We start from the raw sequence: 24,819 nt of genomic DNA on the forward strand, positions 1-24,819 counted from the left end.
ATTACCGGAATCCGATACTCAGCCCGCACTCTGCACAGACGCCCCTGTCCCATCGTCCGGTGAGCGTGCACCATGGGTGATCATGACCGGCTCCGACAGAACGCCACTCACCAGACGGCAAGCGTCCGACGCCGTCGTCGATCCGTGGCGGGTACTCGCATACACGCTCCAAGCGGCTTATCGCACCGGTTCGATGGTGCGCGGTGGCGAGTTCGTGAACAGAATCATCGACGCCGCCGAAGACGCTGGGCACCATCCCGACATCGACCTGAGGTACAACTCTGTGCATCTCGTGCTCATGACGCACAGCACGCACCAGATCACCGAGGAAGACGTGGCTCTCGCGAACCGGATCGCGGCCATCGCCGACGACATGGATCTCGAGAAGACGCCCACTCCCGTCAGCCGATTCGACCTTGCGATAGATGCCCTCGACATCGATGCCATCCGGCCGTTCTGGAAAGCGGTCCTGGGCTACTCCGACGTGCCCGCCGACGAGATCATCGACCTGGTCGATCCGGCCGGACGACTACCGTCGGTCTGGTTCCAGCAGATGGATTCCCCGCGCCCAGAGCGCAATCGGATACACATCGACCTACGGATGCCGCATGACGAGGTGCAAGAACGTCTGCGCTCGGCCCTTGCCGCCGGTGGCCGGCTGCTCAGCGATGACTTCGCGCCTGAATGGTGGACGCTCGCCGACGCCGAAGGCAACGAGATCTGCCTTTGCACGTGGCAGCCGCGGGCCGCGTGAGTCTCAACTCGAGGAACATCGACCGACAGGTGGCCCTTTCGCATCTCCGGCCGAGCAGGCAGCATGGGGGAGTATGACCGGGTCCACGCGTGCACCGCTCACCGCCAAGCAAGCCACCGAGGTCGTCGCCGACCCGTGGCGCGTCGTCGCAGACAAACTCGTGGCCGCCTACCGCACCGGGTCGATGGTGCGGGGGCTCGAGTTCGTCGCCAAGATCGTCGACGCGGCAGAGGAAGCCGACCATCATCCCGACGTAGACTTGCGGTACGGCTCAGTGCATCTCACCCTCACGACGCACAGCGCGCATCAGCTGACCGAAGCCGATGTGGCCCTGGCCAACCGGATCACCGGGATCGCCGCCGAGATGGCGCTCGAGAAACTCGCGGACCCGGTAACGGCGATCGAACTGGCGATCGACGCCATGGACATCGGGGCGATCCGTCCGTTCTGGCAGGCCGTTCTGGGTTACTCCGACGGGAACGACAAGGAACTCGCGGAGCTCGCCGACCCGGCCGGGCGGTTGCCGTCGGTGTGGTTCCAGCAGATGGATGAGCCTCGCCCGCAACGTAACCGAATCCACTTCGACCTCTGCCTACCGCATGACGAGGTACACGAACGGCTGCAGGCCGCGATCACCGCCGGTGGCCAACTGTTGTCGGACGAGTTCGCACCGGCGTGGTGGATTCTCGCCGACTCCGAGGGCAACGAGATCTGCCTGTGCACCTGGCAGGAGAAGACCGACTGACCTCAGTCGGGGTACATCGTCTGGGTGAAGGCCATGCGGTCGCCGCGATAGAGCGAACGACGGTACTCGATGGGGACTCCCTCGTCGTCGTAGGACAGGCGTCTGAGCAGGAACATCGGCGTCCTCGCGTCGACGTGCAGGAGAGCCGCTTCGCGTGCATCCGGGAGCGTGGTTTCGATCGTATCCTCTGTCCTGCCGAAAATGATTCCCCGCCTTCCGAATTCGGCGTACAGCGATGAACACACGTCGAAGTCGGCCTCGAGGCCCGGGTAGCGATGCGCCGGCAGGCGAGTCCTCTCGAGTCCTACCCGCACGCCGGCGGTGGTGAATACGCGCTCGAGTTGGAGGACGGGATCGTTTACGGCCAGACCGAGACGATCCGCCAGCCGCGCGTCGGCCGTCAAGTGTGACCATCCCACCAGGAAGCGACTCGCTTCCATCCCGCGTTCGCGTGCTGCCTCGGTATAGGAGCCGATGGACAACGGTTGGAGGATCTTGGGACCGGCAACCACCGTCATGCGGCCACGTCGCTCGATCCGTCCGTCGAGGAGGAGTTCTCGGAGCGCCTGGCGGATGGTTTCGCGAGACACCGAGAACGTCTCGGCGAGTTCGCGTTCCGCGGGAAACGGGTCGCCCTCGACGAGGTCTTCCAGCGATTCTTCCAGTCGCGATCGAACCACCTGGTGCTTCAGTACACGCGGCTGTTCGGACAGAGCCATACAACCGACGCTACCAAAAATTGGTCTAGACCAAATGGAAACCCAGTGTTCACCTGGGGTTCAGGCAAGTCACCCGAATTGGTCTATACCAGGGGCGAGGGTATGGGCATGAACACTTCAGCCAACAGCCGGACCGCCAACCAGGGTGACGGCAATTCGCCTGTCCCGGTAGCTGTCACCACTTCGGTGGAACTCGTCATCTTCGACATGGCCGGGACAACGGTCGTCGATGACGGACTCGTGACCCAGGCCTTCGACGCGGCAGCCACCGCCATCGGTGTGCCCGCCGAAGGGGAGGAACGTGAGCGTGCCCGCCAGTACGTGCTCGACACCATGGGGCAGTCGAAGATCGCGGTCTTCCGTGCTCTCTTCGGCGCGGACGGGGCGGCGGAGACCGCCAACGCGGAGTTCGAGCGCGCGTACGGCGACCTGATCGCCGGAGGTGTCGAGCCCGTGGCAGGGGCCGCGGAAACATTCTCCGACCTGCGTACACGCGGAATCGCGACGGCCTTCACCACCGGATTCAGCCCGGCGACCCAACAGCGAATCCTCAGGTCGTTGGGATGGACCGATGCGGTGGACCACGTCCTGGCGCCCACGGCGGGCCTACGCGGTCGGCCCTTCCCCGACCTCGTCCTCGCTGCGGCGCTGACGGCGCAGGTCGACGACCTGGCCAACGTGATCGTCGTCGGCGACACCTCGAGTGACATCGAGACCGCGCGTCGTGCCCGGGCCGGACTCTCCGTCGGCGTGCTCACCGGCGCCCACGACGAAGCGACACTGCGTGCCGCCGGAGCCGACCACGTGTTGTCTTCGGTCGCCGATCTCTCCACTTTGCTCTTCACCACCTGAGACCCCCGTTTCCAGAAAGGCAGCACCCTCCATGAAGTTTCGCAGGTCGCGTCTGACTCTCACCGCGGCGCTTGCCGCCACCGCACTCGTGCTCGCCGCGTGCTCCGGTGGGAACCAAGATGAGATGAACGATCAAGGATTCCCCGAAACCCTCACCCTCGCGGCGATTCCCGCCGAGAACTCGACGGACCTCAAGGCGAGTTACGAACCGGTCATCAAGGTGATCGAACAGGAAACCGGCTCCAAGGTCGATTTCGTCCAGGCGTCCGACTACGCAGGCGTGGTCGAGGGAATGATCGCCGACAACGTCGATCTCGCGTTCTTCGGTCCCTTCGCCTACGTGGTGGCCGGACTCAACGGCGCGAAGATCACCCCGCTCGGCGCGGTGATCTCGGAGAAAGGTGCACAACCCGGTTACCAGTCCTATGGAATCGCCAAGGCGGACAATGCGTCGGTCAACGATCTCGACGACTTCGCCGGCAAATCGGTCTGCTTCGTGGATCCGGGGTCGACGTCGGGTTTCCTCTACCCGACGGCGGGTCTCATCGAGGCCGGCGTGATCAAGTCCGGCACGGAGGCTGATCTCGCGGCCGGTGTGAAGCCGATCTATGCGGGCGGCCATGACGCCTCAGCGCTGTCCGTCGCATCCGGCGACTGCGACGCCGGATTCGCCTTCGACACCATGGTCGACAAGACGCTCGTCGAAAAGGGTGACCTGAAGCCAGGGCAACTCAAGACGGTGTGGAAGTCGGAGATGATCGCCGGCTCGGTCTTCGCCGCCAACGACTCGCTCGGTCCCGACGCGATCAGCAAGCTCACCGAGATCTTCACCGAGAAGATCAACCAGGACTCGATGGAGGCGGCCGGTATCTGTTCGGGTGACGAGTGCCTGATCACCGACGAGCGGGCCTGGGGCGTCGTTCCCACAGCCGACAAGGACTACGACGGAGTCCGTCGCGTCTGCGAGATCACCAAGTCCGAGAAGTGTGCCGCCTGACATGCCTGCTCAACCACAACCGGTGGCCGGCGACGACCTCGTCGTACACGTCAACGGACTCACCAAACGCTTCGGAAACACCCTGGCCGTCGACGACGTATCACTCGATGTCCACCGCAGTGAACTCGTGGTGCTACTCGGTCTCTCCGGCTCGGGGAAGTCGACGCTCCTCCGCTGCCTCAACGGCCTCCACGCCAGTACCTCCGGTGTCGTGGACGTCGTCGGACACCGTGTGGACCGAGCGAGTCGGAGTGAACTCCGTGCGCTGCGTCGCGAGGTCGGCTTCGTGTTCCAGCACTTCAACCTCGTGGGGCGGATCAGCTGCCTCGAGAATGTCCTGCTGGGAGGGCTCGGACGGCTGAAGTGCGCGCGATACGGTGCGCTCACCTATCCGAAGCGGATGCGCGCCGAAGCTCTCGAACATCTGGATCGGGTCGGTCTCGCCGACCTGGCGCACCGGCGTGCCGACACGCTCTCGGGCGGTCAACAGCAACGTGTCGCCATTGCACGCACATTGATGCAACGCCCGACCGTCCTCCTCGCCGACGAACCGGTGGCCTCACTCGATCCCGAGAACGCCGGTGTCGTGATGGACCTGCTGTTCCAGGTGTGCGTGGAGGAGAAGCTCACCATCCTCTGCACTTTGCATCAGGTCGACCTGGCGTTGGGTTGGGCGCACCGCATCGTCGGATTGCGCTCCGGTCAGAAGGTTCTCGATCGCTCCACCATCGGGCTGACCCGTGACGAGGTGATGGAGGTCTATCAGCGTGTCGACCCCGACCTGACCACGCCATCGACGACCGCCGTGCGACGCCGGTGAACACACCGCTCCTCGATCGGCAAGAGGCTCCGTCGCCGTCGGACAGGCCCGGGTGGAACCGTGCGACCCTGCCCGGTCTGGCCGTCGCGGGAATCGCGGCAACGTTGTTCTGCGCGTGGTGGATCGACTTCGCGCCGACGACCCTCATCTACGGGGTCGAGGACGTCGTCGCGCTCATCGAGCGGATGCTGCCACCGCGGCTCGGCGATCCCGGCCGCATCGGTGTCCTTGCACTCGAGACCCTGCTGATGGCGGTCCTCGGTACAGTGCTGGCGGCGATCGCCTCGGTGCCCCTGGCTTTTCTGGCGGCTCGCAACACAACTCCGCATCCCGTGGTCCACGCTGTTGCGCGCGGCATCATCACATTCTGCCGCGCCATGCCCGATCTCTTGTTCGCGGTACTTTTCGTCCGTGCCCTCGGCATCGGTGTTCTTCCCGGGATACTCGCGCTCGCATTGCATTCCATCGGCATGCTCGGGAAGTTGTTCGCCGACGCGATCGAGCAGGTCGACGACGGCCCTCGAGAGGCTGTACGCAGCACGGGCGTTGGATACTTCCGCGAGATGGTCAATGCAGTGGTCCCCCAGTGCATGCCGTCGTGGATAGGTGCATTCGTGTACCGCATCGACATCAACTTGCGGATGTCGGTTGTGCTCGGGTTCGTCGGCGCCGGCGGAATCGGATTCGCGCTCCAGGACGCGCTCCGCGGTTTGATCTACCCACGCGCTCTCGGGATCGTGCTGGTGATCCTGCTGATCATCGCGGCAATGGAGTTGTTGGCGATCGGAATCCGCCGAGTCCTCCTGACTCCGTCTGCGTTGCCGCCCGGTCTCGAACGTATCGCCCGGACCGGTTTCGGTGTTCTGGTCGTCGTCGCCACCGTCGCGTCCATGGTGGTGCTGGAAGTCTCCCCGTTGTCACTGTTCACCTGGATCGGTCCGTCCATCGAGGTGTTCGGTCGGATGATCCCGCCTGACTTCGACGCCCTCGGGGCAGAACTGTTCGACGCCGCATTCCAAACCGTCGCCATTGGTGTGGTGGCGACCGCGATCGGTGCGGTGATGTCGGTTCCGGTGGGAATCCTCGCCGCACGCAACGTCACCCCGCACCCAGCCGTGTACTGGCTGGCGCGGACGTGGATCTTGATCGTCCGGGCGATACCCGAGCTCATCCTCGCCGTGATCTTCGTCGCCGCACTGGGTCTCGGGCCCGTGGCGGGAACCTGTGCCCTGGCAATCGGTTCCGTGGGCTTTCTCGCGAAGCTCGTCGCCGACGCGGTAGAGGAGATCGACGCCGGTCCGGTCGAGGCGGCCAAGGCGGTGGGTTGCGGCTGGTGGAAGACTCTGTCCGCCGCGGTGCTGCCGCAGGCCATGCCGTCGATCATCGGGTCGGGACTGTATCTGCTCGACGTCAACATCCGCACGTCGACGGTCCTCGGCATCGTCGGCGCCGGTGGGGTCGGCTTTCTGCTCTTCGAGTCGATCCGCACCCTCGACTTCGACATCGCCGGGGCGATCGTGATCGTCATCTTCGTCATTGTCTTCGCTATCGAGAGGTTGTCGGGATGGATACGCTCGAAACTGGTCTGACGCGCGCCGCGGTGTGGCGCGGCGACCGGATCGACATCGTCGAGGTGCCGATTCCGGCACCTGGATCAGGGGAGATGGTCGTACGCGTCCGCCTGGCCACGGTGTGCGGCAGTGACCTGCACACGGTGTCCGGACGTCGGCAGGCCCCCTGTCCGTCGGTCCTGGGTCACGAATCCGTGGGTGAAGTGGTCGCGGTCGGCGCCGACGCGCCGGCCCGGGTGGGAGACCGGGTCGTATGGTCGGTCACCGTCACATGCGGTGAATGTGACAGATGCGTGCGTGGACTGACCGCCAAGTGCCGGCGCATACGTAAAGTCGGTCACGAGGCCTATGACAGCGAATGGGCGCTGTCGGGCGGTTACGCGGAACACATTGTGCTGCCGTTGGGTACGGCTGTGGTCGTCGTGCCGGAGACACTCGACGATTCGGTGGCCGCCCCCGCCGCCTGCGCGACCGCCACTGTGATGGCTGCGGTCGAACGTGCAGGTGACCTGTCGGGTCGTCGTGTGCTGATCGGCGGCGCGGGCATGCTGGGCACGACCGCGGCCGCGGTGTGCGCCCACCGCGGTGCCCACGTTCTGATCGCCGACCCCAAGCGTGCGCGTCTCGGCCAGGCAATGAGCTTCGGAGCGTTGCCCGACGACGGTGAGAACGTCGATGTCGTACTCGATTTCACGGGAGCGACGCAGTTCATCGGCGAAAGCCTCCCGCGGCTCGAGATCGCCGGGACGCTCGTTCTTGCCGGCTCCGTCACCCCGGGGCCGTTGTTGGGCATCGACCCTCAACAGGTCGTCCGGCAGTGGTGGACGATCACCGGCATCCACAACTATGAGCCACGCCATCTGCGCGAGGCCATCCGGTTCCTCAGTCGCACAGTCGATCGCCACCCATGGCCACAACTGGTGACCGATCCGGTACCGCTCGCGCTGATCGAGTCCGCCCTGCAACCGGCCCCGGGTTGCAAACTGCGCGTCGCGATCGCCCCGTGAACAACGAAACCTGTTGACAGAAAGAGTTTGAATCGATGCGAGTGATCATTGTCGGAGCCGGCATCACCGGAACCGCTCACGCCTGGATGGCCGTCGAACGTGGCCACGAGGTGGTGCATCTCGACCGAGAGCTGGAGGCGCGAGGTGCGACGGTCCGCAACTTCGGTCTGGTGTGGGTGTCGGGCCGGTCGGCGCCCGAACTGGAGATCACCCTGAGGTCACGCGTGCTCTGGGAAGAGATCGGGGCGATGGTCCCTGATGTCGGCTTTCGCGCCAATGGCTCGATCACGTTGCTGCGGAACGACTCCGAGGTGGCTGTCGCCCGAGAGGTCGCCGCCCGTGAGGACGCGGATCGGCGCGGGTTCCACCTGCTCACGAGAGACCAGGTCGCAGAGATCAACCCGGCACTTCAGGGCGAATATCTCGCCGGCCTGCACTGCACGAGTGACGCCGCGGTCGAGTCACGACAGGCGATGCCGGCACTCCGGACGTATCTCGCGCGCTCGGGCCGCTACACGTTCGTCCCCGGCGTCGAAGCACGCGAGATCGACGGGACCTCCGTGCGCGACGACGCCGGCACGGTCCATTCCGGTGACTGTGTCGTGTTGTGTCCCGGTGCAACTCATCGCGGTCTCCTGCACGAGGTGTTCGGCGGGCTCCCGGTCCGCCGGGTGCGTCTGCAGATGATGCAGACGGCCCCACTGGGACAGCAACTGACGACCTCCATCGCCGACGGCGACAGTCTTCGCTACTACCCGGGATTCACCGGGCCGGCGCTCGATGAACTGCGGCGGTCGGAGCCCCAACGGTCGGTCGCAGCAGAGCATGGCATGCAGCTCTTGTGCGTTCAGCGACTCCATGGCGGGCTGACCATCGGGGACACACATGAATACGACGAGCCGTTCACCTTCGACGTCGATGAGGATCCGTACGCACACCTCGTCGAAGTGACAGAGTCGTTGCTGGGCAGGCCCTTACCGCCGATTCAGCGACGATGGGCCGGCGTCTACAGCCAGTGCACGGAACCAGACCGAATCGTGTGCCGGGAGTCGGTTTCAGAGGGAGTGTGGGCAGTCACCGGTCCCGGCGGGCGGGGAATGACGCTCGGCCCTGCGATCGCGGAAGAGTCTGCCGAGCTGATGGGCTGGTAGCAGTGTCCGGCGCCGCCGTCGGGCGGCGCCGGACACCATCGACATCAGGAGCAGAGACCCTCGTCCTGCGCCGCCTTGGCGACCGCGGCCGCGACGGCCGGTGCGACCCGGTCGTCGAGCGGGCTCGGCACGATGCGATCGGCACGCAGGTCATCAGACGCCACCGAGAAGATCGCGTCTGCCGCAGCGATCTTCATGCCCTCGCTGATCCGGCGTGCGCCCGCGTCGAGTGCGCCCTTGAAGACGCCCGGGAAGGCGAGCACGTTGTTGATCTGATTCGGGAAGTCACTGCGTCCCGTTGCGACGACGGCCGCGTACTTGGCGGCGACCTCGGGGTGGATCTCCGGATCGGGGTTCGACAGCGCGAACACGATCGCGTCGTCGCTCATCGACGCGATGATCTCCTCGGGGATGAGGCCAGCCGAGACGCCGATGAAGACGTCGGCGCCGTCGAGTGCCTCCACCGCACCGCCGGTCAGGCCGCGCGGGTTGGTGCGCGCCGCCAGGTCGGCCTTCGACTCGTTGAGGCCGTCGCGGCCCTCGGAGACGATGCCCTTCGAGTCGAGCACGATGACGTCGGCGATGCCGACGGCGAGCAGGATGTTGGCACATGCGACGCCCGCGGCGCCGGCGCCGGAGATGACGACGCGCAGGGTGGTGATGTCACGGCCGAGGTGGGTGACGGCGCCCTTGAGGGCGGCGAGAACCACGATCGCGGTGCCGTGCTGGTCGTCGTGCATGACCGGGCAGTCGAGGGCCTCGATGACGCGACGCTCGATCTCGAAGCAGCGCGGTGCCGAGATGTCCTCGAGGTTGACCGCACCGAAGCTCGGACGCAGACGGATGAGGGTCTCGACGATCTCGTCGGGGTCCTTGGTGTCGAGAACGATCGGGATCGAGTTGAGTCCGGCGAAGCTGCGGAACAGTGCGGATTTGCCCTCCATGACCGGCAGCGACGCACGCGGGCCGATGTCACCGAGGCCGAGCACGGCCGATCCGTCGCTCACCACGGCCACCAGACGGTCCGTCCAGGTGTACTTGTTCACCAGGGTGGCGTCGGTGTCGATCGCGCGCGACACCTGGGCGACGCCCGGGGTGTAGGCGATCGACAGGTCGCGCTGGGTGTCGATGGGCGCCCGCAGTTCGACCGACAGTTTGCCGCCGGCATGCGCCAAGAAGATCTCGTCGTCGGTGATAGGCAGATCGGCAATGGTCGGTTCGGTGAACGGGGTCTCGCCCATACGTGTGTCCTCCGTGCTTGTCACGGTCGGGTCCTCCTGAATACCGCGAAACGCGGGTTGCATCGTCTCGCCGGCCACGCTGCCCGCGAGCTATCGAGATACGCATCGACGCCGGGGCGGGTAGCTCGGCGGAGGCGAATCGGGCGCTCGAGCGAGGGTGACGCTCGTTACGGCCGCATTAAGTGTCTCACTGCTTGGGACCGTTCTGGAAGGCGGGTCGGCGCTGGTGACGGCTTCATCGGACATTGGTAAGGTACAACTTGTGTCTATGTCGCATACCTCTGCCGAATCCGCTGCTGAGCGTGTATATGCCGAGGTCAAAGAGCAGATCCTCACAAATGAGATCGCCGGCGGTGAGCTGATCAGCGAGGGTGAGATCGCCTCGAAGTGCTCGGTCAGCCGCACCCCCGTGCGTGAGGCGTTCCTGCGTCTCGAGACCGAGGGATGGATGCGGCTCTACCCGAAACGGGGAGCGCTCGTGGTGCCGATCGGCGACCGCGAGAAACGCGACGTCGTCGACGCTCGGCGTCTCCTCGAAGGACATGCCGTCCGGTCGGTCACGTCCCGGCCCGCCGCCGTCGCCGAGCTGGTGGCACGCCTCCGCGACAACCTCGACGCCCATCGACGCGCCGACGCCACCGACGCGGCCGAGTTCTCGCGCCTCGACGCCGAGTTCCACCAGCTCATCGCAGCGGCCGGCGACAATCCGCTCCTCGCCGACTTCTACACGACGTTGGGGGAGCGCCATCGACGCATGACGATCGCCTCGGTGCACCGCGACGCCGCGGTGGCGACGCGCATCCTCACCGATCACCTCGACCTCCTCGGTGCCATCGAATCCGCGGACGCCGACCGTTTCGAACACCTCTTGGCAGGGCACCTCGCCGGTGTCCACGACCTCTCGGGAGAACCCGCATGACCGACAACCGCAACCGCTTCGGATGGCCCGCCGTCTCGCTGGCCGTCTTCGCGACCGCGTGGGGCGGCAACGAGTTCACCCCGCTGCTGGTCCTATACCGACAGATCACCGATCTGTCGCCGGTCGTCGTCGACGCCCTGCTGTTCGCCTACGTGCTGGGCATCGTGCCCGCGCTGCTGATCGGTGGGCCGCTGTCTGACCGCTTCGGTCGACGGCCGCTCATGCTGCCTGCGCCGGTGTTCGCCGCGCTGGGTTCGGTGCTGTTGGCCGCGGGTTCGCAGTCGGTGACCCTGCTGACCGCGGGGCGCATCTGCAGCGGCATCGCCCTGGGCCTGTCGATGGCCGTCGGCGGCAGCTGGATCAAGGAACTGTCCGACCGCGACGGTGCGCGGGCAGGCGCCGGCGCCGGACGCGCGGCGATGAGCCTGACCGCTGGATTCGGTATCGGCGCGGGCGTCGCCGGCGTACTCGCCCAGTGGGGTCCGTGGCCGCATGTGCTGCCGTACCTGGTGAACATCGCCATCGCGGTGTGCGCGGGAGCCCTGCTGACGGTCGTGCCGGAGACGCGATTCCGCAGTTCGACGCCTGGCCGTCTGGTCGACGATCTGCGTATCCCGGCTGCCGGTCACCGGCGGTTCATGTTCGTCGTCCTGCCGGTCGCGCCGTGGGTGTTCGGTGCCGCCGCGTCGGCGTACGCGATCATCCCGGCGCTGATGTCGGCACGGACCTCCGGCGCGCCGATCGCGTTCGCGGCATTGTGTTGTGTCTTGGGACTCGGTGCCGGATTCGGTATCCAGTCGGTGGGCCGACGCATCGACGTGCCGGGGAGCTCGCGCGGCGTGGTCGTCGCCCTCACGACCCTCGTCGCGGGCATGCTGGTCGCCGCGCTGGCCGCGCACGTGCTGACGGTGTGGCTGTCCCTGGTCGCCGCGACGCTGCTGGGTTGCGGCTACGGCATGGCGCTGATTGCCGGCCTTCTCGAGGTGCAGCGCATCGCCGGGCCCGACGACCTCGCCGGCCTGACCGCCGTCTTCTACAGCGTCACCTACCTGGGGTTCGCCGTGCCCGCGCTCCTCGCGTGGATCACCGAGACCTGGACCTCGATCACCTACACCGAGATGTTCCTGTTCGGTGCGATCGCCGCGCTGGCTTGCCTCGCGGTCGCCGCGTCGGGGCACACCAGGCATCGCCCGGAGGTCCGGCCGGAGGTCGTCGAGCAGCCGATGCGAGCCGAGGGCGTCGTCACCGGACAGTCGCACTGAGACGACGCCGGGTACCCTGCTGAGTGTTTGGTCGGGGCTCGCCAGGGAGCGGAAGCGGGTCCCACCGCGGGGTGTGACGAGCGAGTGTGGAAAGGCGCGGGGTGATGGTGCTGGCTGCGTGGGTGGTGATCGTGTCCGCGCTGGTCCTGATTCTCCCGGGCGCCTTCGTGGGTCGGCGGATGAACCTGCCGTGGCCGGTGGCGTTCGCGGCCGGACCCGCCATCACCTTCGCCCTGGTCTCCATCCTCACCGTCCTGTACTCGGCGGTCGGCTTCGAATGGAACGCGGTCTCGGCGCTCGTCGGGCTGGTCCTGGCGCTCGTCGGTGCCTGGCTGTACTCGCGCCTGCTCGGCACCGGAATCGGGCGTCGCCTCGCGCCGGCACCGGCGGACACCGGTGAGCTACGCGTCGGGCGCACCGCGATCCTGCGCGCGGCGGCAGGTCTCGGACTCGGTGGACTCATCATCGCAATCACCTGCATCCGACCGGTGGCCAAGACCGCCTTCGCGGGCCTGAACAACATCTCGCAGGTGTGGGACTCGTTGTGGCACGCCAGTTCCCTGCGGTGGATCGACGAGACGGGTGTCGGTTCGGCCATGCGCATGGGTGAGCTGATGAACTACGACACCCAGGGGTTCAACTACTACCCGAACACGTGGCACGCACTGGGCGCCTTGCTGTTCCCGCTGACCGGCGCGAACCCCGTCGAGCTCTACAACACGTATTCGCCTGCGGTGCTGGCTGTCACGGTCCCGCTGGGTGTGGCGTCGTTGGCCTACTGGTTCGCCCGTCATCGCTACGACGTCGACAATTCTGCGCTCATCGCGGGCACCGCCGCCGCTGTCTCCGCGCTGTTCCCGTCGCTCCCGTACGTCGAGGTGCAGCTGACCTCGGTGCCCAACGCCGTCGGCGTGAGCCTGGCTCCGGTCGCGGCGGTCCTGGTTCTCAGCGTCGTCCGGGACCGATCGCGGGTGGCGCCCGCGGCCCTGGCCGTGGCAGGCGTGACGGCAACGCATCCTTCCGGCCTGATCCTCGTCGGTGTCATCGTCGGACTGTGGTGGCTGTGCGAGGGACTGTGGCGTCCGGCGACGAGTCGTCTCGCCGATCTCGCGACACTCGCCGTCACCGCCGTGCTCACGATGATCCTCATCTTCCCCGTGGTGATCGGCACGATTCGGGTCGCCGACACCAACGAACTCCCGTTCTTCGACTTCCGCGAGGAAGGAATCGGGGTTCTGCGCGGCCTGGCGCAGGGCGCGTTCAACGGCACGATCCCGCTGGAGCTCAACCACTTCCCGATCTGGCCGCTGATCACCGTGACGGTTCTCGGTCTCGGCGTGCTGGCCTGGCTGCGCTGCTGGGCGGGACTCGCCGTCTGGTTGGTCTTCGCGCTGGTGACGACCAACTCGGTGGTGTCGCTGGGTCCGCTGTCCTACCCGCTCGGCGCGATCGGCGGCTACTTCTACAACTCGCCGCACCGACTCACCTTCGTCGTCGCGATCTTCTCGGCAGCGGCCGCGGGTGTCGCGATCGGCGTGGCGGTGGTCGCGTTGATCGGCGTCCTCGGGCGGCGGTTCGGTCAGTCCGACGAGAAGTCTGCCAAGGGCACCGCACGCGCAGGTTGGCTGGTCGCGGCGACCTACGTGGTGCTGCTCGCGCTGATCGCCGGCGCCGCAGTTGTCCGCTACCCGCCGAACGCACAGATCGCCTCGAAGGAACGCGGCGGCAAGTACGTCGGCCCCGACGACCTCGCCGCCTACGCCTGGCTGGCATCGCAGCCTGATGCGCAGGACGTGCTCGTCCTGAACAACCTCGATCAGGGCACCGGCTGGTTGTACCCGGTCACCGGCGTCACCCCGATGTTCCCGTTCTACCGGGCCAACGAATTCTCCGACCGGCAGCGCGACCTCTTCTGGGGCGTCGCGAAGATCGGCGCCGACCCCGCGATCGACCAGATCGTCCGGGACATGAACGTGCACTACGTGATCGACTCCCCGATGAGCTACTGGGAGTTCCAGCGCGGCCGGCCCGACCCGGCAAACGGCCACCAGGGCGACCCGTTCCTCGAACTGCGCGAAAACGGCGCTCCCGGACTGACCGAGGTCTTCCGCCAGGGCGAGGCCGTCGTCTACCGCGTCAACGACCTGGTCTACCCGCCGCCCCCACCCGCCGAAAGTGCTCCGGCCGAGGGCGTCCCGCCCGTCCCGGGCCCTGTTCCCTGAGGTGCGAGGAGCATTGGTCGCTGGGCTGAGTGGCGACGGAGGAGCGTATCGAAGCCGACGAGCCCCTGGTGAGACTCCGTCGCCCACCTGACTACCGGTCGACGTCAACCCGACCGGCAGACTTCGATCGACGTCTGCCGGTCGAGTTGAGGTTCGGCAGTCGGGGATCCGGGCGCTCCTCAGGGAGCGGACCATTCGACCTTCACGACGGCCGGTTCACCGGCCCTTCGAAGCTCGCTGTGTCAGCCGCGCGGGTACGCCGCGGCGAGGAGTAGCGAGGCGAGGGTGGCTTCGGCGTCGGAGGCGTTGCGGAGGTCGATGACTTCACGCATCTGTAGGCGTGTTTCATTGCCGGACTCGGTGTCGGGTCCGTGGATTTCGGTGCGCACTTGTTGGAGGTGTTGGGCGAATCGGCGGGGTATGTCGGGTCGCCGGTTGATGCGTTCGGGGTTGGGTGGTGCGCCGGGTTTGGCGTTGAGTCGCCAGGCGCAGCGGCCTTCGTCGGGTCCTTCGCGCACCATGCGGGTGGTGAACTGTCCTGCCTGTTTTCCGACCATGCGGTTGTGTTTTGGGCAGGCGGGGGTGAGGTCGGTGATGTCGGTGAGGCCGCCGTCGGCCCAGTCGAGTTGGGCGTGATGCATTTCCACGTGTGCGGCGGCGAGGCCGCAGCCTGGGGTGGAGCAGCTTTCACCGTCGGGTCGGGCGAAGGAGACGAGGCGTTGTTCGCGGGTGGCGAGGCGTTTGCCGCGTCCGAAGTACAGCGGGACGGCGGTGGCGTCTTTGAATACCGCCAGCCAGGGTTGGGCATTGGCGGCCATGTCGATGAGGTCGGGGATGGGGATGAGGGTGCCGGTGGCGGTGGTGGCGAACCCGGCTTCGCGGACCAGGTCGGTGAGGTCGGCTTTGATGATCAGTTGGGTCGGTAACCCGCGGTGACTCTTACCCAGGAGCCCGTCGTCGAAGACAGCTTTGAGCAGGGCGTTGAACGCGTCGTGATTGAGTTGGGCGGGGGTGCGGTCGTCACGTTCGGCCGCAGCAGCGACCGTGTCGGGGTCGGCGTCTTCGATCGATCCGTGTGGGGAGTTGGGGTCGTCGGGGTTGTTCATGCCGGGTGTGGCCCACACGGCGAGCAGCATGGTGATCCGGGCGAGCAGTTCGGGGGTGAGGTTGGCGGTCATTTTGGCGGTGCCGTCGGCGCGTTGGCGGTGGACCGACAGGTTGCGGCGGCGTTTGCGGTCGGTGTCGTCGGCGAGTGTGCCGTCGGGGTCGAGGTGGGCGAGTAGGCGTGCGCCGAGGGCGGTGATGTCGGCGGGGGTGTGGTCGACGGCGATCTCGGCCATCTGTCGTTCGGCGGCGACCTTCACGTCGTGGTCGACGGCGTGGGGGATCTGGTCGAGGACGTCGAGTACTGCCCGGACGTGGGAGGTGCTGACGTGGCCGTCTGCCAATGCTTCTGCCAGAGCGGGGTGTTCGGGTTCGAGTGGTTCGCCGGTGGGGCTGAGGTGGGTGGCGGTTGCGTGGCGTTGTTTGGTGCGGCGCATGGGGTCGGCCACGCGTAGGCGGTGGGTCATGAACGCGGTGATACTGCGATGCCCGGTCTTGTGGGGCAGATCGCGGTCGGCGATCTCGACGATCTGTCTGTCGCCGGCGAAAGTCATTCGGGCAATTGCCCGTTCGGTCTCGGCGGCGACATCGACGAGTTCGTTGTGCGAGCATCCGGCGAGGTTCATCGTCTGCAGCTCGTCGATGAGGGAATGGATCTGGTCGATGACAGCGACGGCGCCGGACGGTTCAGCGGCGTCCGGATTGCCCAGCGATGTGTCGGACATGGCGGCCACCCCCTGAACCGATAGTGCGAATGTATGTTCGATAGTACGCCCGAAACCCAAGCACTGCAACGATTGTCGACGAAGGTTTCGTCGAGTAATTCTGTCGGTAGGTACTGGTAGAGTGCGGGTTCGCCTCGATCCGACGGGCCATATCCGGCCAAAACTCGCGCCCGATGACGGGGACGGGGGTTAGCGTCGAAGTATGCAGTCGTGGATGTGTGTTTTCTGCGCAAACGAGTTCGCCCCCGACGCGGACCTTCCCGAGGTCTGTCCGATCTGTGACGACGACCGCCAATGGTTGCCTACGAGCGGGCAGCAGTGGACCCGGCTCGACGAGAACGCCGACAACGCTCTCGACGTCACGGAGGTTGAGCCCGGCCTCGTCCGGTTGTCGCTGAGACCGTCGGTCGGTATCGGTCAGCAGGGATTCCTGGTGACCACCCCGGAGGGCAACATCCTCTGGGAGCCATCAGGTTTCATCGGCCCGGCCCTCATGGACTGGTTGGACCTACACGGCGGTGTCAACGCAATCGCAGCCAGTCACCCGCACCTCTACGGCGCCAGTGTGTCCATCAGCCACCATTTCGGCGGGGTGCCGGTCTTCTACAACGACGTCGATCGCCGATGGCTGACCCGACCCGACCCGGTCGCGAAGTTCTGGTCGGGTGAGGCAGAGGTCCTCGGCGATGTTCGACTCGTCCAGTGCGGCGGGCACTTCCCGGGCAGCGCAGTGCTGCACCTGCCGCACGCCGCGGACGGTCGGGGAGCGCTGCTGACCGGCGACACCATCAAAGGTGTCGCGCAACCGGGCATGGTGACGTTCATGCGGAGCTACCCGAACATGATCCCGTTGTCGCCGAGGCTCGTTCGTCAGATCGTCGGCCGGGTCACGGCACTGTCCTTCGACCGGTTGTACGACGCTTTCGGCGTCGTCGTCGACGAGAACGCGCGTGAGGTCGTCGAATCGTCAGCCCGGCGCTACATCGGTTGGGCCAGCGACGAGATCGTCGATCCCGACGATCCGTTCGCCACTCGATGACGGTTCAGGCGTCGGGGTAACCGGTCGGGTTTTCCGACTGCCAGCGCCACGTGTCGACGCACATGTCGTCAATCGTCTTGGTGGCGTGCCAGTTCAGGTCTGCGTTCGCGCGAGTGGGGTCAGCGTACGACGCGGCGATGTCGCCGGGCCGACGGGGTGCGATCTCATAGGGAATCGGCTTGCCGCTGGCCTTCTCGAAGGCGTGGACGACCTCGAGGACCGAGACACCCTGCCCGGTGCCGAGGTTCCACGTCGACATGCCGGTGTCGCCGGTGCTGATGCGGTCGAGTGCGGCAACGTGCCCGGCGGCGAGGTCGTCGACGTGGATGTAGTCGCGGACGCCGGTGCCGTCGGGGGTGTCGTAGTCGTCGCCGAAAACCGACAGCTTCGCGCGCCGGCCCACTGCGACCTGCGCGACGAACGGCATGAGGTTGTTCGGGATACCCGACGGGTCCTCACCGATCTGACCGCTCGGGTGCGCGCCCACCGGGTTGAAGTAGCGCAGCGCGGCGATCCGCCAGGCGTCGGAACTGGCCGCGACGTCGCGCAGCACCTGCTCGATCATCACCTTCGTCCAACCGTACGGGTTGGTGGCCGACGTCGGGAGGTCCTCGGTCATCGGCAGCTCGGGGTCGGCTCCGTAGACGGTCGCCGACGACGAGAACACCAGCGTGTGCACGTCGTGGCGTTCCATCGCCCGCAGCAGCGAGAACGTCGTGCCGAGGTTGTTCTGGTAGTAGTCCAGCGGCTTGGCCACCGATTCGCCGACCGCCTTGTACCCGGCGAAGTGGATGACCGCATCGACGTCCTCGTGGGCGAAGAAGTGCTCGGTCTTGTCGACGTCGGCGAGGTCGAAGGCGTGCACCGGGATGGAACGGCCGCTCAACGCCTCGAGTCGACCGACCACGGTGGGCTTGGCGTTGCTGAAGTCGTCGACGATGACGACATCATGGCCGGCGGAGACCAACTGGATCACGGTGTGCGAGCCGATGTAGCCCGCGCCGCCGCTGACGAGTACGCGCATGTGACCACCGTAGGCGCCGGACCTGGGAGAACGCCAAACGTGCCCCGCTTGTCAGCAGGAGATCGGTAGCCCTGGGGTCCTGTGCTGGTCGGGAGGTCCGTCTGACTATCGGCGGAAGTAGTGCCCGGCGCTCAGATCCTCGATCAGGCCGGGCTCGACGGGCGTCCAGTTGAGTGACTGCTGGGTGAGGGAGCTCGAGGCCGGTGTGTCGAGAGCGAAGAACGAACCCACCCAGCCGAAGTGCGACAGTGCCTCATCTGGGTCGACCGAGCGGCTCGGGATATCGAGCTCGTGACCGATCACCTCGGCGATCTCACGGGTGGCGATCCCTTCCTCGCCGACGGCGTGCATCACCGATCCGGGTGGCGCCTTCTCGAGTGCCAGCCGGGTCATCCGCGCGGCGTCCCGAACATGCACAGCAGGCCATCTGTTGGAGCCGTCGCCCACGTACCCGGACACCCCGGTCTCCCGAGCCGCCTCGATGATCGTAGAGATGAATCCGTGGTCCCCGACTCCGTGCACGGTGGTGGAGAACCGCAGGGCAACAGGGCGGACACCTTTCTCGGTGTAACCGAAGGCGAGTTCTTCGCCACCGCCGCGGGGCGCATCGGGACCACGCATCGAGTGGGAGTCGTTTTCCGTCACGACATGTCCCGGTCGGATGCCGGCGACACCCGAGGCGAACAGCAGGGGACGGTCGGAACCGGCCATCGTCTCGCACAGCGTCTCCAGGACCGACCGCTCGGTGCGACCGGCGCCGGCGTAGTCGGAGAAGTCGTGCTTGAAAGCGAGGTGGACGACGCCGTCGGCGGCGTCGGCTCCCTTTCGCAGACTCTCCAGATCGTCGAGGTCGCCGCGGTGCACCTCGACACCCTTGTCGTGGAGGGCCGCGGCGGCTTCACGCGAACGGGCGAGGCCGACCACCTCGTGACCGGCGTCGAGCAATTCGGGGACAACCGCTGATCCGATCCAACCGGATGCGCCGGTGACGAAAACACGCATGGTGAGGCCTCCTGTCTCGAGGTCCGACATCAGGTGATGTCAGAAACTGACATCACCATAGCACCTGATGTCAGTAACTGACATCGATATGCTTCAGCAATGGCTCGCTGGGAACCGGACGCGCGGGGACGCATGATCGACGCAGCGCTGGAACTCTTCGCCGAAGGCGGTTTCGAGCGGACGACGGCCCTCGAGATCGCGAAACGGGCCGGCGTCACCGAACGCACCTTCTTCCGGCACTTCACCGACAAGCGAGAAGTGTTGTTCGACAGGACGGACGCGCTTCAGACCCAGGTGATCGCCGCGATCGAGGCCGCGCCGGTCGACGTCGCGCCACTCGACGCCGTCTGTGCCGCGATCGGCGACGCCGGCGTCTTGTTCGACCGCGTCCATGCACGTCGCCGAGACGCGGTGATCTCGGCGAACCCCGGTCTTCTCGAGCGGGAGCTGTTGAAACTGAATCGCCTGGCCGCCGCCATCGCGGACGCTCTACGCGCGCGCGGCGTCCCCGAACTCACCGCGACCGTTTCTGCAGAGGCGGGTGTCGCGGTGTTCAAGATCAGCTTTGCCCGATGGATCGCCGACGACCCGGACTCGGATTTCGCCGGGAGTGTCCAGAAGGTGCGTTCGGAGCTGGGTGCCCAGGTCGGCGAACCCGCTACCTGACCACTTTCTCGGTGACGGCGTATTTCTGTTCGACGGCGTCCTTGGCGGGCTGCCACCAACCGGTGTTGTCGCGGTACCAGTCGATGGTCGCGGCCAGGCCGGCGCGGAAGTCGACGTACTGCGGGGTCCAGCCGAGTTCGGTGCGTAGGCGAGTGGAGTCGATGGCGTAGCGGCGGTCGTGGCCGGGTCGGTCGGTGACGAAGTCGAACGCGTCTTTGGGCTGACCTTGGAGTTCGAGGATGGTTTCGACGACGGTGCGGTTGTCGACCTCGCCGTCGGCGCCGATCAGATAGGTTTCGCCGATCTGGCCTTTGTCGATGATGGTCCACACCGCGTCGTTGTGGTCGTCGACGTGGATCCAGTCGCGCACGTTGCGGCCGTCGCCATAGAGCTTGGGACGCACCCCGGAGAGCACGTTGGTGATCTGGCGGGGGATGAACTTCTCGATGTGCTGATACGGGCCGTAGTTGTTCGAGCAGTTGGAGATCGTCGCGGCCACCCCGAAGGACCGCACCCAGGCGCGCACGAGCAGGTCGGAGCCGGCTTTGGTCGAGGAGTAGGGGCTCGAGGGGTTGTAGGCGGTGTGCTCGGTGAAGCGGGCCGGGTCGTCGAGGTCGAGGTCGCCGTAGACCTCGTCGGTGCTGATGTGGTGGTAGCGCACCTGATGAGCGCGCACGGCCTCGAGCAGCGTGTAGGTGCCGACCAGGTTGGTCTGCACGAACGCCGACGGGTCGGCCAGGGAGTTGTCGTTGTGGGATTCGGCGGCGAAGTGCACCACCAGATCGCTCTCGCCGACCAGCTTGTGGGCGAGCGCGGCGTCGGCGATGTCGCCTTCGATGAGCTCGACGCGGTCGGCGACCGGAGCCAGGGTCTCGGGGTTTGCGGCGTAGGTGAGTTTGTCCAGCACCCGGATCGTCACGTCAGGGCGGGTGGCCAGGGTGCGCAGCACGAAGTTGGCGCCGATGAAACCGGCACCACCGGTCACGAGAACACGCACGTCGTTCCTTCCGCCTGAGGCATTCGTGGACGTCACTCTACCGAGGCGGCCGGTGTGGACTCGGTGAGCTGGATCGTCGGGCACTAGGCTGAGGCGCATGCGAGGGATCATTCTGGCCGGTGGCACGGGCACGCGCCTGCACCCGATCACGCAGGGTGTGAGCAAGCAGCTCGTCCCGGTCTACGACAAGCCGATGATCTACTACCCGCTCTCCACGCTGATGCTCGCCGGTATCCGCGACATCCTGATCATCACCACCCCGCACGACGCCCCGGCCTTCCAGGGGTTGCTCGGCAACGGTGACCAGTTCGGCATCAACCTCACCTACAAGACCCAGCCCTCGCCCGACGGCCTCGCCCAGGCGTTCACCCTCGGCGCCGACCACATCGGCGACGAATCGGTCGCACTCGTCTTGGGCGACAACATCTTCTACGGCCCCGGCCTCGGTAGCCAGTTGCAGGGCTTCGAGAACGTCGACGGCGGTGCGGTGTTCGCGTACTGGGTGTCGAATCCGGAGGCCTATGGTGTCGTCGACTTCGATGCCGACGGGACCGCGATCTCGCTGGAAGAGAAGCCGGCACAACCGAAGTCTAACTTCGCGGTGCCCGGACTGTACTTCTACGACAATGACGTGGTCGAGATCGCCCGCGGGTTGAAGCCCAGCGCCCGTGGCGAATACGAGATCACCGACATCAACGCCCACTACCTCGAACGCGGCAAACTGTCGGTGACGGTTCTTCCTCGGGGCACCGCCTGGCTCGACACCGGTACCTTCGACAGCCTCCTCGACGCCGGCAACTTCGTGCGCACCGTCGAACAGCGGCAAGGCCTCAAGATCGCGTGCCCCGAGGAGATCGCCTGGCGGCGGGGCTTTCTCGACGACGACGGGCTCCGATCCCGCGCGGAGAAGCTGCGCAAGTCCGGCTACGGCGACTACCTGCTCGAACTCCTCCAGCGAGGCAAGGGGTTTTGAGTACACATCCGATGCGAAAGGCTCATCCATGAAGGTGCGACCGCTCACGATCGACGGCGCGTGGGAACTCACCCCGGTCCAGCACGGCGACGCACGCGGCCTGTTCGCCGAGGCGTTCAAAGGTGACCTGCTCGCCGAGGTCATCGGGCATCGCTTCGACCTCGCCCAAGTCAACTTGTCGGTGTCCGCGGCGGGTGTGCTGCGCGGTGTGCACTTCGCCGATGTGCCTCCGGGACAGGCGAAGTACGTCACGTGCGCGTCGGGGGCGATCCTCGACGTCATCGTCGACATCCGCGTCGGGTCCCCGACCTTCGGCACCTACGACACCGTCCTGCTCGACGATATCGACCGACGTGCGGTCTACCTGTCGGAGGGGCTCGGCCACGCCTTCTGCGCCCTGGCCGACAACTCGACCGTCACCTACCTCTGCTCCACCGGTTACAACCCGTCGGGTGAGCACGGCATCAACCCGCTCGACCCCGAGCTCGGCATCGAATGGCCGACGCAGGCCCGCGACGGATCGCCGCTGGAATACGAACTGTCCGAGAAGGACACCGCCGCACCCGGTCTCACCGAGGCGCGCGAGTCCGGGCTGCTGCCGGACTACGAAGACGTGATGTCGTTCCTGCAGGGGCTCGCCGCGGAATGATCCCGGCTTTCTGAGGTGCGAGCGCAGCGAGCGCAGCAAAAGGCTGCCGATGCCGCCTCACCAGGCCTTCGTGGCTCGTCGCTTGCGCTCCTCACACCTCAGGCAGCAGGGGGGTAGCGTCGCTTGCGCTCCTCGCACCTCAGGCAGCAGGGGGTAGCGTCGCTTGCGCTCCTCGCACCTCAGGCAGCAGGGGGGCGGTTCTCCGGCTTCTCGGCGTTCTGCAACGCGATGGCGCGGGCGAGGCGGGCGTACTTCACCTCGAGATCGCGGAACCGGAGGTACGTCGACACCGTGGTGAACGCGAATGCGATGACCAGCAGGAACAGCACGAGGTCGAGGCCGCGCTGGATGCCGATCTTGTTGGCCACCCAGGTGACGTCGTCCTGGCGCAGCATCGCGTAGAGACCGAAGCCCACGAAGGCGACGAACAGGATCTTCACCCCGGCCGACGAGCGAGCCGTGCCACGGTTGACGACGAAGAAGCCGACGAGCGCGAGCAGTCCGATGATCGCGAGGATCTGGAACCAGATCATGGAGTCCTCACTTCCTCATCCGGGTGTGGAACAGGCCGTCGGCGACGATGTTGACCCCGTTTATCAGCGACTGTCCCTTCGCGCGCGAGTATTCGGTGTAGAGGATCGTCACCGGTTGCTCGGCGACCCGCCAGTTGTGGTGGTCGATGAGCGCGATGAACTCCGACGCATGACTCATGCCGCTCATGAGGAGGTCGAGATCGTCGGCGACCTTCTTGTTGAAGACGCGAAGTCCGTTGTGCGCGTCGGACAGTCCGAGCCGACGCGTGCGCGGGCTCAGGAAGACGATGGTGCGCAATGCCATCCGACGCAACAGTGGGACGGACTCGCTGCGTCCCTCGGCGAAGCGGGTGCCGACGATGATGTCGACCGGTTCGGTGCGCAGGCGGGCGACCATCGCCGACACGTCGTCGACCTGATGCTGGCCGTCGGCGTCGAAGGTGACGAAGAAGCGTGCGCCGGGCTGCTTGCGCGCGTACTCGACGCCGGTCTGGATCGCGGCGCCCTGCCCGAGGTTCACCGGATGACGCACCAGGTGGACCCCGGCCGCCTTGATCTCCTCGGCCGAGTTGTCCGACGAACCGTCGTCGACACAGACGATGTTGGGGAAGGTCTCGCGTGCCTTGGCCGCGACCTCCCGGATCACCTGACCCTCGTTGAAGACGGGTACCACCAGCCACACGTCGGCATTGGTGATGGGTTCGGCCATGGTGAACAACCCTATCCCGGCCGGTCGCGGCGCTCAGCGCCCGGCACGCCCGGCTAGTCTTGTCGGGTGCCGATCGACGTGATGATGCCCTTCTACGGCGACGTCGCGCAGTTCCGCGAGGCGGTGACCAGTGTCCTCGACCAGAGTGACCCGGATCTGCGGCTCGTGGTGGTCGACGACTGCTATCCCGACCCCACACCCCGCGAATGGCTCACCTCGCTGAACGACGCGCGCGTCCGCTACGTGCGCAACAAGACCAACCTCGGCGTCAACGGCAACTTCCGACGATGCGTCGAGCTCGTGACCGCCGACTGGTTCGTCGTCATGGGGTGCGACGACGTGATGCACGCCGACTACCTGGCTACGGTCCGCACCCTGACCGAGCACCACCCGGAGGCCTCGGTCATCGCGCCCGGCGTCGACGTCATCGACGAGAACGGCCGGACGGTGCGCCCCCTGGGGGACCGCATGAAGAACGTGCTGGCCCCCTCCCGCGCGACCGTGCTGTCCGGCGAACGCCTTGCCACCAGCCTCTATCACGGCAACTGGACCTACTTCCCGTCGTTGCTGTGGCGGACCGCCCCGGTACGCGAAGTGGGTTTCCGGCCGGGGCTGGAGATCGTCCTCGACCTCGCGCTCCTCATCGACCTCGCCGCCGCTGACGGCTCACTCGTCTACGACCCCGAGGTCGTCTTCTCCTACCGCCGCCACAGCGCATCGGTGAGCTCGGTGCAGGCCGTCGACGGACGGCGCTTCGACGAGGAGAACCGTTTCTTCGCGGAGGAGGCGCAGCGGTGCGCCGAACGCGGCTGGCCCAAGGCGGCGCGGGCGGCCCGGCTGCATGCGACGTCGCGGTTGAATCATCTGCAGGCGCGGGTGGGTGCGCAGGTCGGCCGGTTCAGCCGCGGATAGACCTCACCCATCTGCTCCCTGAGAAGCGAGCGCAGCGGCCCACTGCTCCCTGAGGTGCGAGCGCAGCGAGCCTCGAAGGGCTCCCGACGCCGTCTCACCAGGTCTTCGAGGCTCGTCGCTTGCGCTCCTCGCACCTCAGACAGCGAGGGGTGGCTCCTCGGATTTCGGAGGACGAGGGTGGCTCCTCGGGTCTCGGAGGGCGGGGTGGCGCGTCGCTTGCGTAGCT

General features: G+C 66.4%; 24 protein-coding genes. 16 read left to right on the forward strand and 8 right to left on the reverse strand.

Annotated elements, in window-relative coordinates; translation table 11 throughout:
* Positions 1-82 precede the first annotated feature (82 nt).
* Both GONAM_RS10050 and GONAM_RS10055 read left to right on the forward strand, forming a co-directional pair.
* On the forward strand, positions 83-754 hold the full coding sequence (locus GONAM_RS10050; RefSeq protein WP_006866656.1) for a 4a-hydroxytetrahydrobiopterin dehydratase: 672 nt from the start codon (positions 83-85) through the stop codon (positions 752-754).
* A gap of 73 nt (positions 755-827) precedes the next feature.
* Positions 828-1,499, forward strand: coding sequence for a 4a-hydroxytetrahydrobiopterin dehydratase (locus GONAM_RS10055; RefSeq protein WP_006866657.1), 672 nt, complete (start codon positions 828-830; stop codon positions 1,497-1,499).
* Between the two features lie 2 nt (positions 1,500-1,501).
* Here GONAM_RS10055 and GONAM_RS10060 read toward each other — a convergent pair whose 3' ends face one another.
* Positions 1,502-2,218, reverse strand: a complete 717-nt coding sequence (locus GONAM_RS10060; protein ID WP_006866658.1) for a GntR family transcriptional regulator — start codon at positions 2,216-2,218, stop codon at positions 1,502-1,504.
* 102 nt (positions 2,219-2,320) lie between these two features.
* Between GONAM_RS10060 and GONAM_RS10065 the strand changes: the two genes are divergently transcribed.
* From GONAM_RS10065 to GONAM_RS10090, 6 genes are read left to right on the forward strand one after another with little or no spacing between them, the layout of a single operon-like run.
* Entirely contained in the window at positions 2,321-3,070 is a 750-nt protein-coding gene (locus GONAM_RS10065) for a phosphonatase-like hydrolase (protein ID WP_040535959.1), read from the forward strand.
* Positions 3,071-3,101: 31 nt separating this feature from the next.
* A complete protein-coding gene (locus GONAM_RS10070; RefSeq protein ID WP_006866660.1) occupies positions 3,102-4,067 on the forward strand; it encodes a phosphate/phosphite/phosphonate ABC transporter substrate-binding protein in 966 nt (321 codons plus the stop codon).
* A 1-nt stretch (position 4,068) separates the two neighbouring features.
* On the forward strand, positions 4,069-4,887 hold the full coding sequence (gene phnC / locus GONAM_RS10075; RefSeq protein WP_006866661.1) for a phosphonate ABC transporter ATP-binding protein: 819 nt from the start codon (positions 4,069-4,071) through the stop codon (positions 4,885-4,887).
* Entirely contained in the window at positions 4,884-6,476 is a 1,593-nt protein-coding gene (phnE, locus tag GONAM_RS10080) for a phosphonate ABC transporter, permease protein PhnE (RefSeq protein ID WP_006866662.1), read from the forward strand. Before phnC ends, phnE begins: the two co-directional genes overlap by 4 nt.
* Positions 6,452-7,465, forward strand: coding sequence for a zinc-binding dehydrogenase (locus GONAM_RS10085; RefSeq protein ID WP_006866663.1), 1,014 nt, complete (start codon positions 6,452-6,454; stop codon positions 7,463-7,465). Before phnE ends, GONAM_RS10085 begins: the two co-directional genes overlap by 25 nt.
* A gap of 35 nt (positions 7,466-7,500) precedes the next feature.
* Positions 7,501-8,616 (forward strand): TIGR03364 family FAD-dependent oxidoreductase, encoded by a 1,116-nt coding sequence (locus GONAM_RS10090; protein ID WP_006866664.1) that lies wholly within the window; start codon positions 7,501-7,503, stop codon positions 8,614-8,616.
* A 44-nt stretch (positions 8,617-8,660) separates the two neighbouring features.
* Here GONAM_RS10090 and GONAM_RS10095 read toward each other — a convergent pair whose 3' ends face one another.
* Positions 8,661-9,857 (reverse strand): NAD(P)-dependent malic enzyme, encoded by a 1,197-nt coding sequence (locus GONAM_RS10095; protein WP_006866665.1) that lies wholly within the window; start codon positions 9,855-9,857, stop codon positions 8,661-8,663.
* Positions 9,858-10,125: 268 nt separating this feature from the next.
* Here GONAM_RS10095 and GONAM_RS10100 point away from each other — a divergent pair, with 268 nt between their 5' ends.
* The 3 genes from GONAM_RS10100 (at position 10,126) to GONAM_RS10110 (ending at position 14,260) form a co-directional block, all read left to right on the forward strand.
* On the forward strand, positions 10,126-10,776 hold the full coding sequence (locus tag GONAM_RS10100; RefSeq protein WP_006866666.1) for a GntR family transcriptional regulator: 651 nt from the start codon (positions 10,126-10,128) through the stop codon (positions 10,774-10,776).
* Positions 10,773-12,038: an MFS transporter gene (locus GONAM_RS10105; protein ID WP_006866667.1), complete on the forward strand. Its 1,266-nt coding sequence runs from the start codon at positions 10,773-10,775 to the stop codon at positions 12,036-12,038. The genes GONAM_RS10100 and GONAM_RS10105 overlap by 4 nt, the downstream gene beginning before the upstream one ends.
* Positions 12,039-12,142: 104 nt before the next feature.
* The gene (locus GONAM_RS10110) at positions 12,143-14,260 is read left to right on the forward strand and encodes a DUF6541 family protein (protein ID WP_006866668.1); all 2,118 of its coding nucleotides are present in this window, start codon (positions 12,143-12,145) and stop codon (positions 14,258-14,260) included.
* 242 nt (positions 14,261-14,502) lie between these two features.
* On the opposite strand, the gene GONAM_RS10115 is transcribed toward GONAM_RS10110, so the two are convergent.
* Entirely contained in the window at positions 14,503-16,089 is a 1,587-nt protein-coding gene (locus GONAM_RS10115) for an HNH endonuclease signature motif containing protein (RefSeq protein WP_006866669.1), read from the reverse strand.
* A 202-nt stretch (positions 16,090-16,291) separates the two neighbouring features.
* On the opposite strand from GONAM_RS10115, the gene GONAM_RS10120 reads away from it, so the two are divergent.
* On the forward strand, positions 16,292-17,128 hold the full coding sequence (locus GONAM_RS10120) for an MBL fold metallo-hydrolase (protein WP_006866670.1): 837 nt from the start codon (positions 16,292-16,294) through the stop codon (positions 17,126-17,128).
* Between the two features lie 4 nt (positions 17,129-17,132).
* On the opposite strand, the gene galE is transcribed toward GONAM_RS10120, so the two are convergent.
* Together galE and GONAM_RS10130 are read right to left on the reverse strand one after the other, a co-directional pair.
* Positions 17,133-18,152 (reverse strand): UDP-glucose 4-epimerase GalE, encoded by a 1,020-nt coding sequence (gene galE / locus GONAM_RS10125; protein ID WP_006866671.1) that lies wholly within the window; start codon positions 18,150-18,152, stop codon positions 17,133-17,135.
* A 105-nt stretch (positions 18,153-18,257) separates the two neighbouring features.
* Positions 18,258-19,154, reverse strand: a complete 897-nt coding sequence (locus tag GONAM_RS10130) for an SDR family oxidoreductase (protein ID WP_006866672.1) — start codon at positions 19,152-19,154, stop codon at positions 18,258-18,260.
* Positions 19,155-19,253: 99 nt separating this feature from the next.
* Between GONAM_RS10130 and GONAM_RS10135 the strand changes: the two genes are divergently transcribed.
* The gene (locus GONAM_RS10135) at positions 19,254-19,820 is read left to right on the forward strand and encodes a TetR/AcrR family transcriptional regulator (RefSeq protein WP_006866673.1); all 567 of its coding nucleotides are present in this window, start codon (positions 19,254-19,256) and stop codon (positions 19,818-19,820) included.
* On the opposite strand, the gene rfbB is transcribed toward GONAM_RS10135, so the two are convergent.
* Positions 19,813-20,817 carry a dTDP-glucose 4,6-dehydratase gene (gene rfbB / locus GONAM_RS10140; protein WP_006866674.1) on the reverse strand — a complete coding sequence of 335 codons (1,005 nt, stop codon included), beginning with the start codon at positions 20,815-20,817 and terminating at the stop codon, positions 19,813-19,815. The genes GONAM_RS10135 and rfbB overlap by 8 nt on opposite strands.
* A 97-nt stretch (positions 20,818-20,914) precedes the next feature.
* On the opposite strand from rfbB, the gene rfbA reads away from it, so the two are divergent.
* On the forward strand, positions 20,915-21,790 hold the full coding sequence (gene rfbA, locus GONAM_RS10145; protein ID WP_006866675.1) for a glucose-1-phosphate thymidylyltransferase RfbA: 876 nt from the start codon (positions 20,915-20,917) through the stop codon (positions 21,788-21,790).
* 28 nt (positions 21,791-21,818) lie between these two features.
* Entirely contained in the window at positions 21,819-22,439 is a 621-nt protein-coding gene (locus GONAM_RS10150) for a dTDP-4-dehydrorhamnose 3,5-epimerase family protein (RefSeq protein WP_006866676.1), read from the forward strand.
* Positions 22,440-22,618: 179 nt separating this feature from the next.
* Here the strand turns inward: GONAM_RS10150 and GONAM_RS10155 are convergent, their stop codons facing one another.
* The gene (locus tag GONAM_RS10155; RefSeq protein ID WP_006866677.1) at positions 22,619-22,972 is read right to left on the reverse strand and encodes a DUF2304 domain-containing protein; all 354 of its coding nucleotides are present in this window, start codon (positions 22,970-22,972) and stop codon (positions 22,619-22,621) included.
* 7 nt (positions 22,973-22,979) lie between these two features.
* The gene (ppgS, locus tag GONAM_RS10160) at positions 22,980-23,681 is read right to left on the reverse strand and encodes a polyprenyl-phospho-N-acetylgalactosaminyl synthase PpgS (RefSeq protein ID WP_006866678.1); all 702 of its coding nucleotides are present in this window, start codon (positions 23,679-23,681) and stop codon (positions 22,980-22,982) included.
* Between the two features lie 66 nt (positions 23,682-23,747).
* Here ppgS and GONAM_RS10165 point away from each other — a divergent pair, with 66 nt between their 5' ends.
* Positions 23,748-24,593: a glycosyltransferase family 2 protein gene (locus tag GONAM_RS10165; protein WP_006866679.1), complete on the forward strand. Its 846-nt coding sequence runs from the start codon at positions 23,748-23,750 to the stop codon at positions 24,591-24,593.
* Positions 24,594-24,819: the final 226 nt, after the last annotated feature.

The organism is Gordonia namibiensis NBRC 108229 (assembly GCF_000298235.1).
Classification (GTDB): Bacteria; Actinomycetota; Actinomycetes; order Mycobacteriales; family Mycobacteriaceae; genus Gordonia; species Gordonia namibiensis.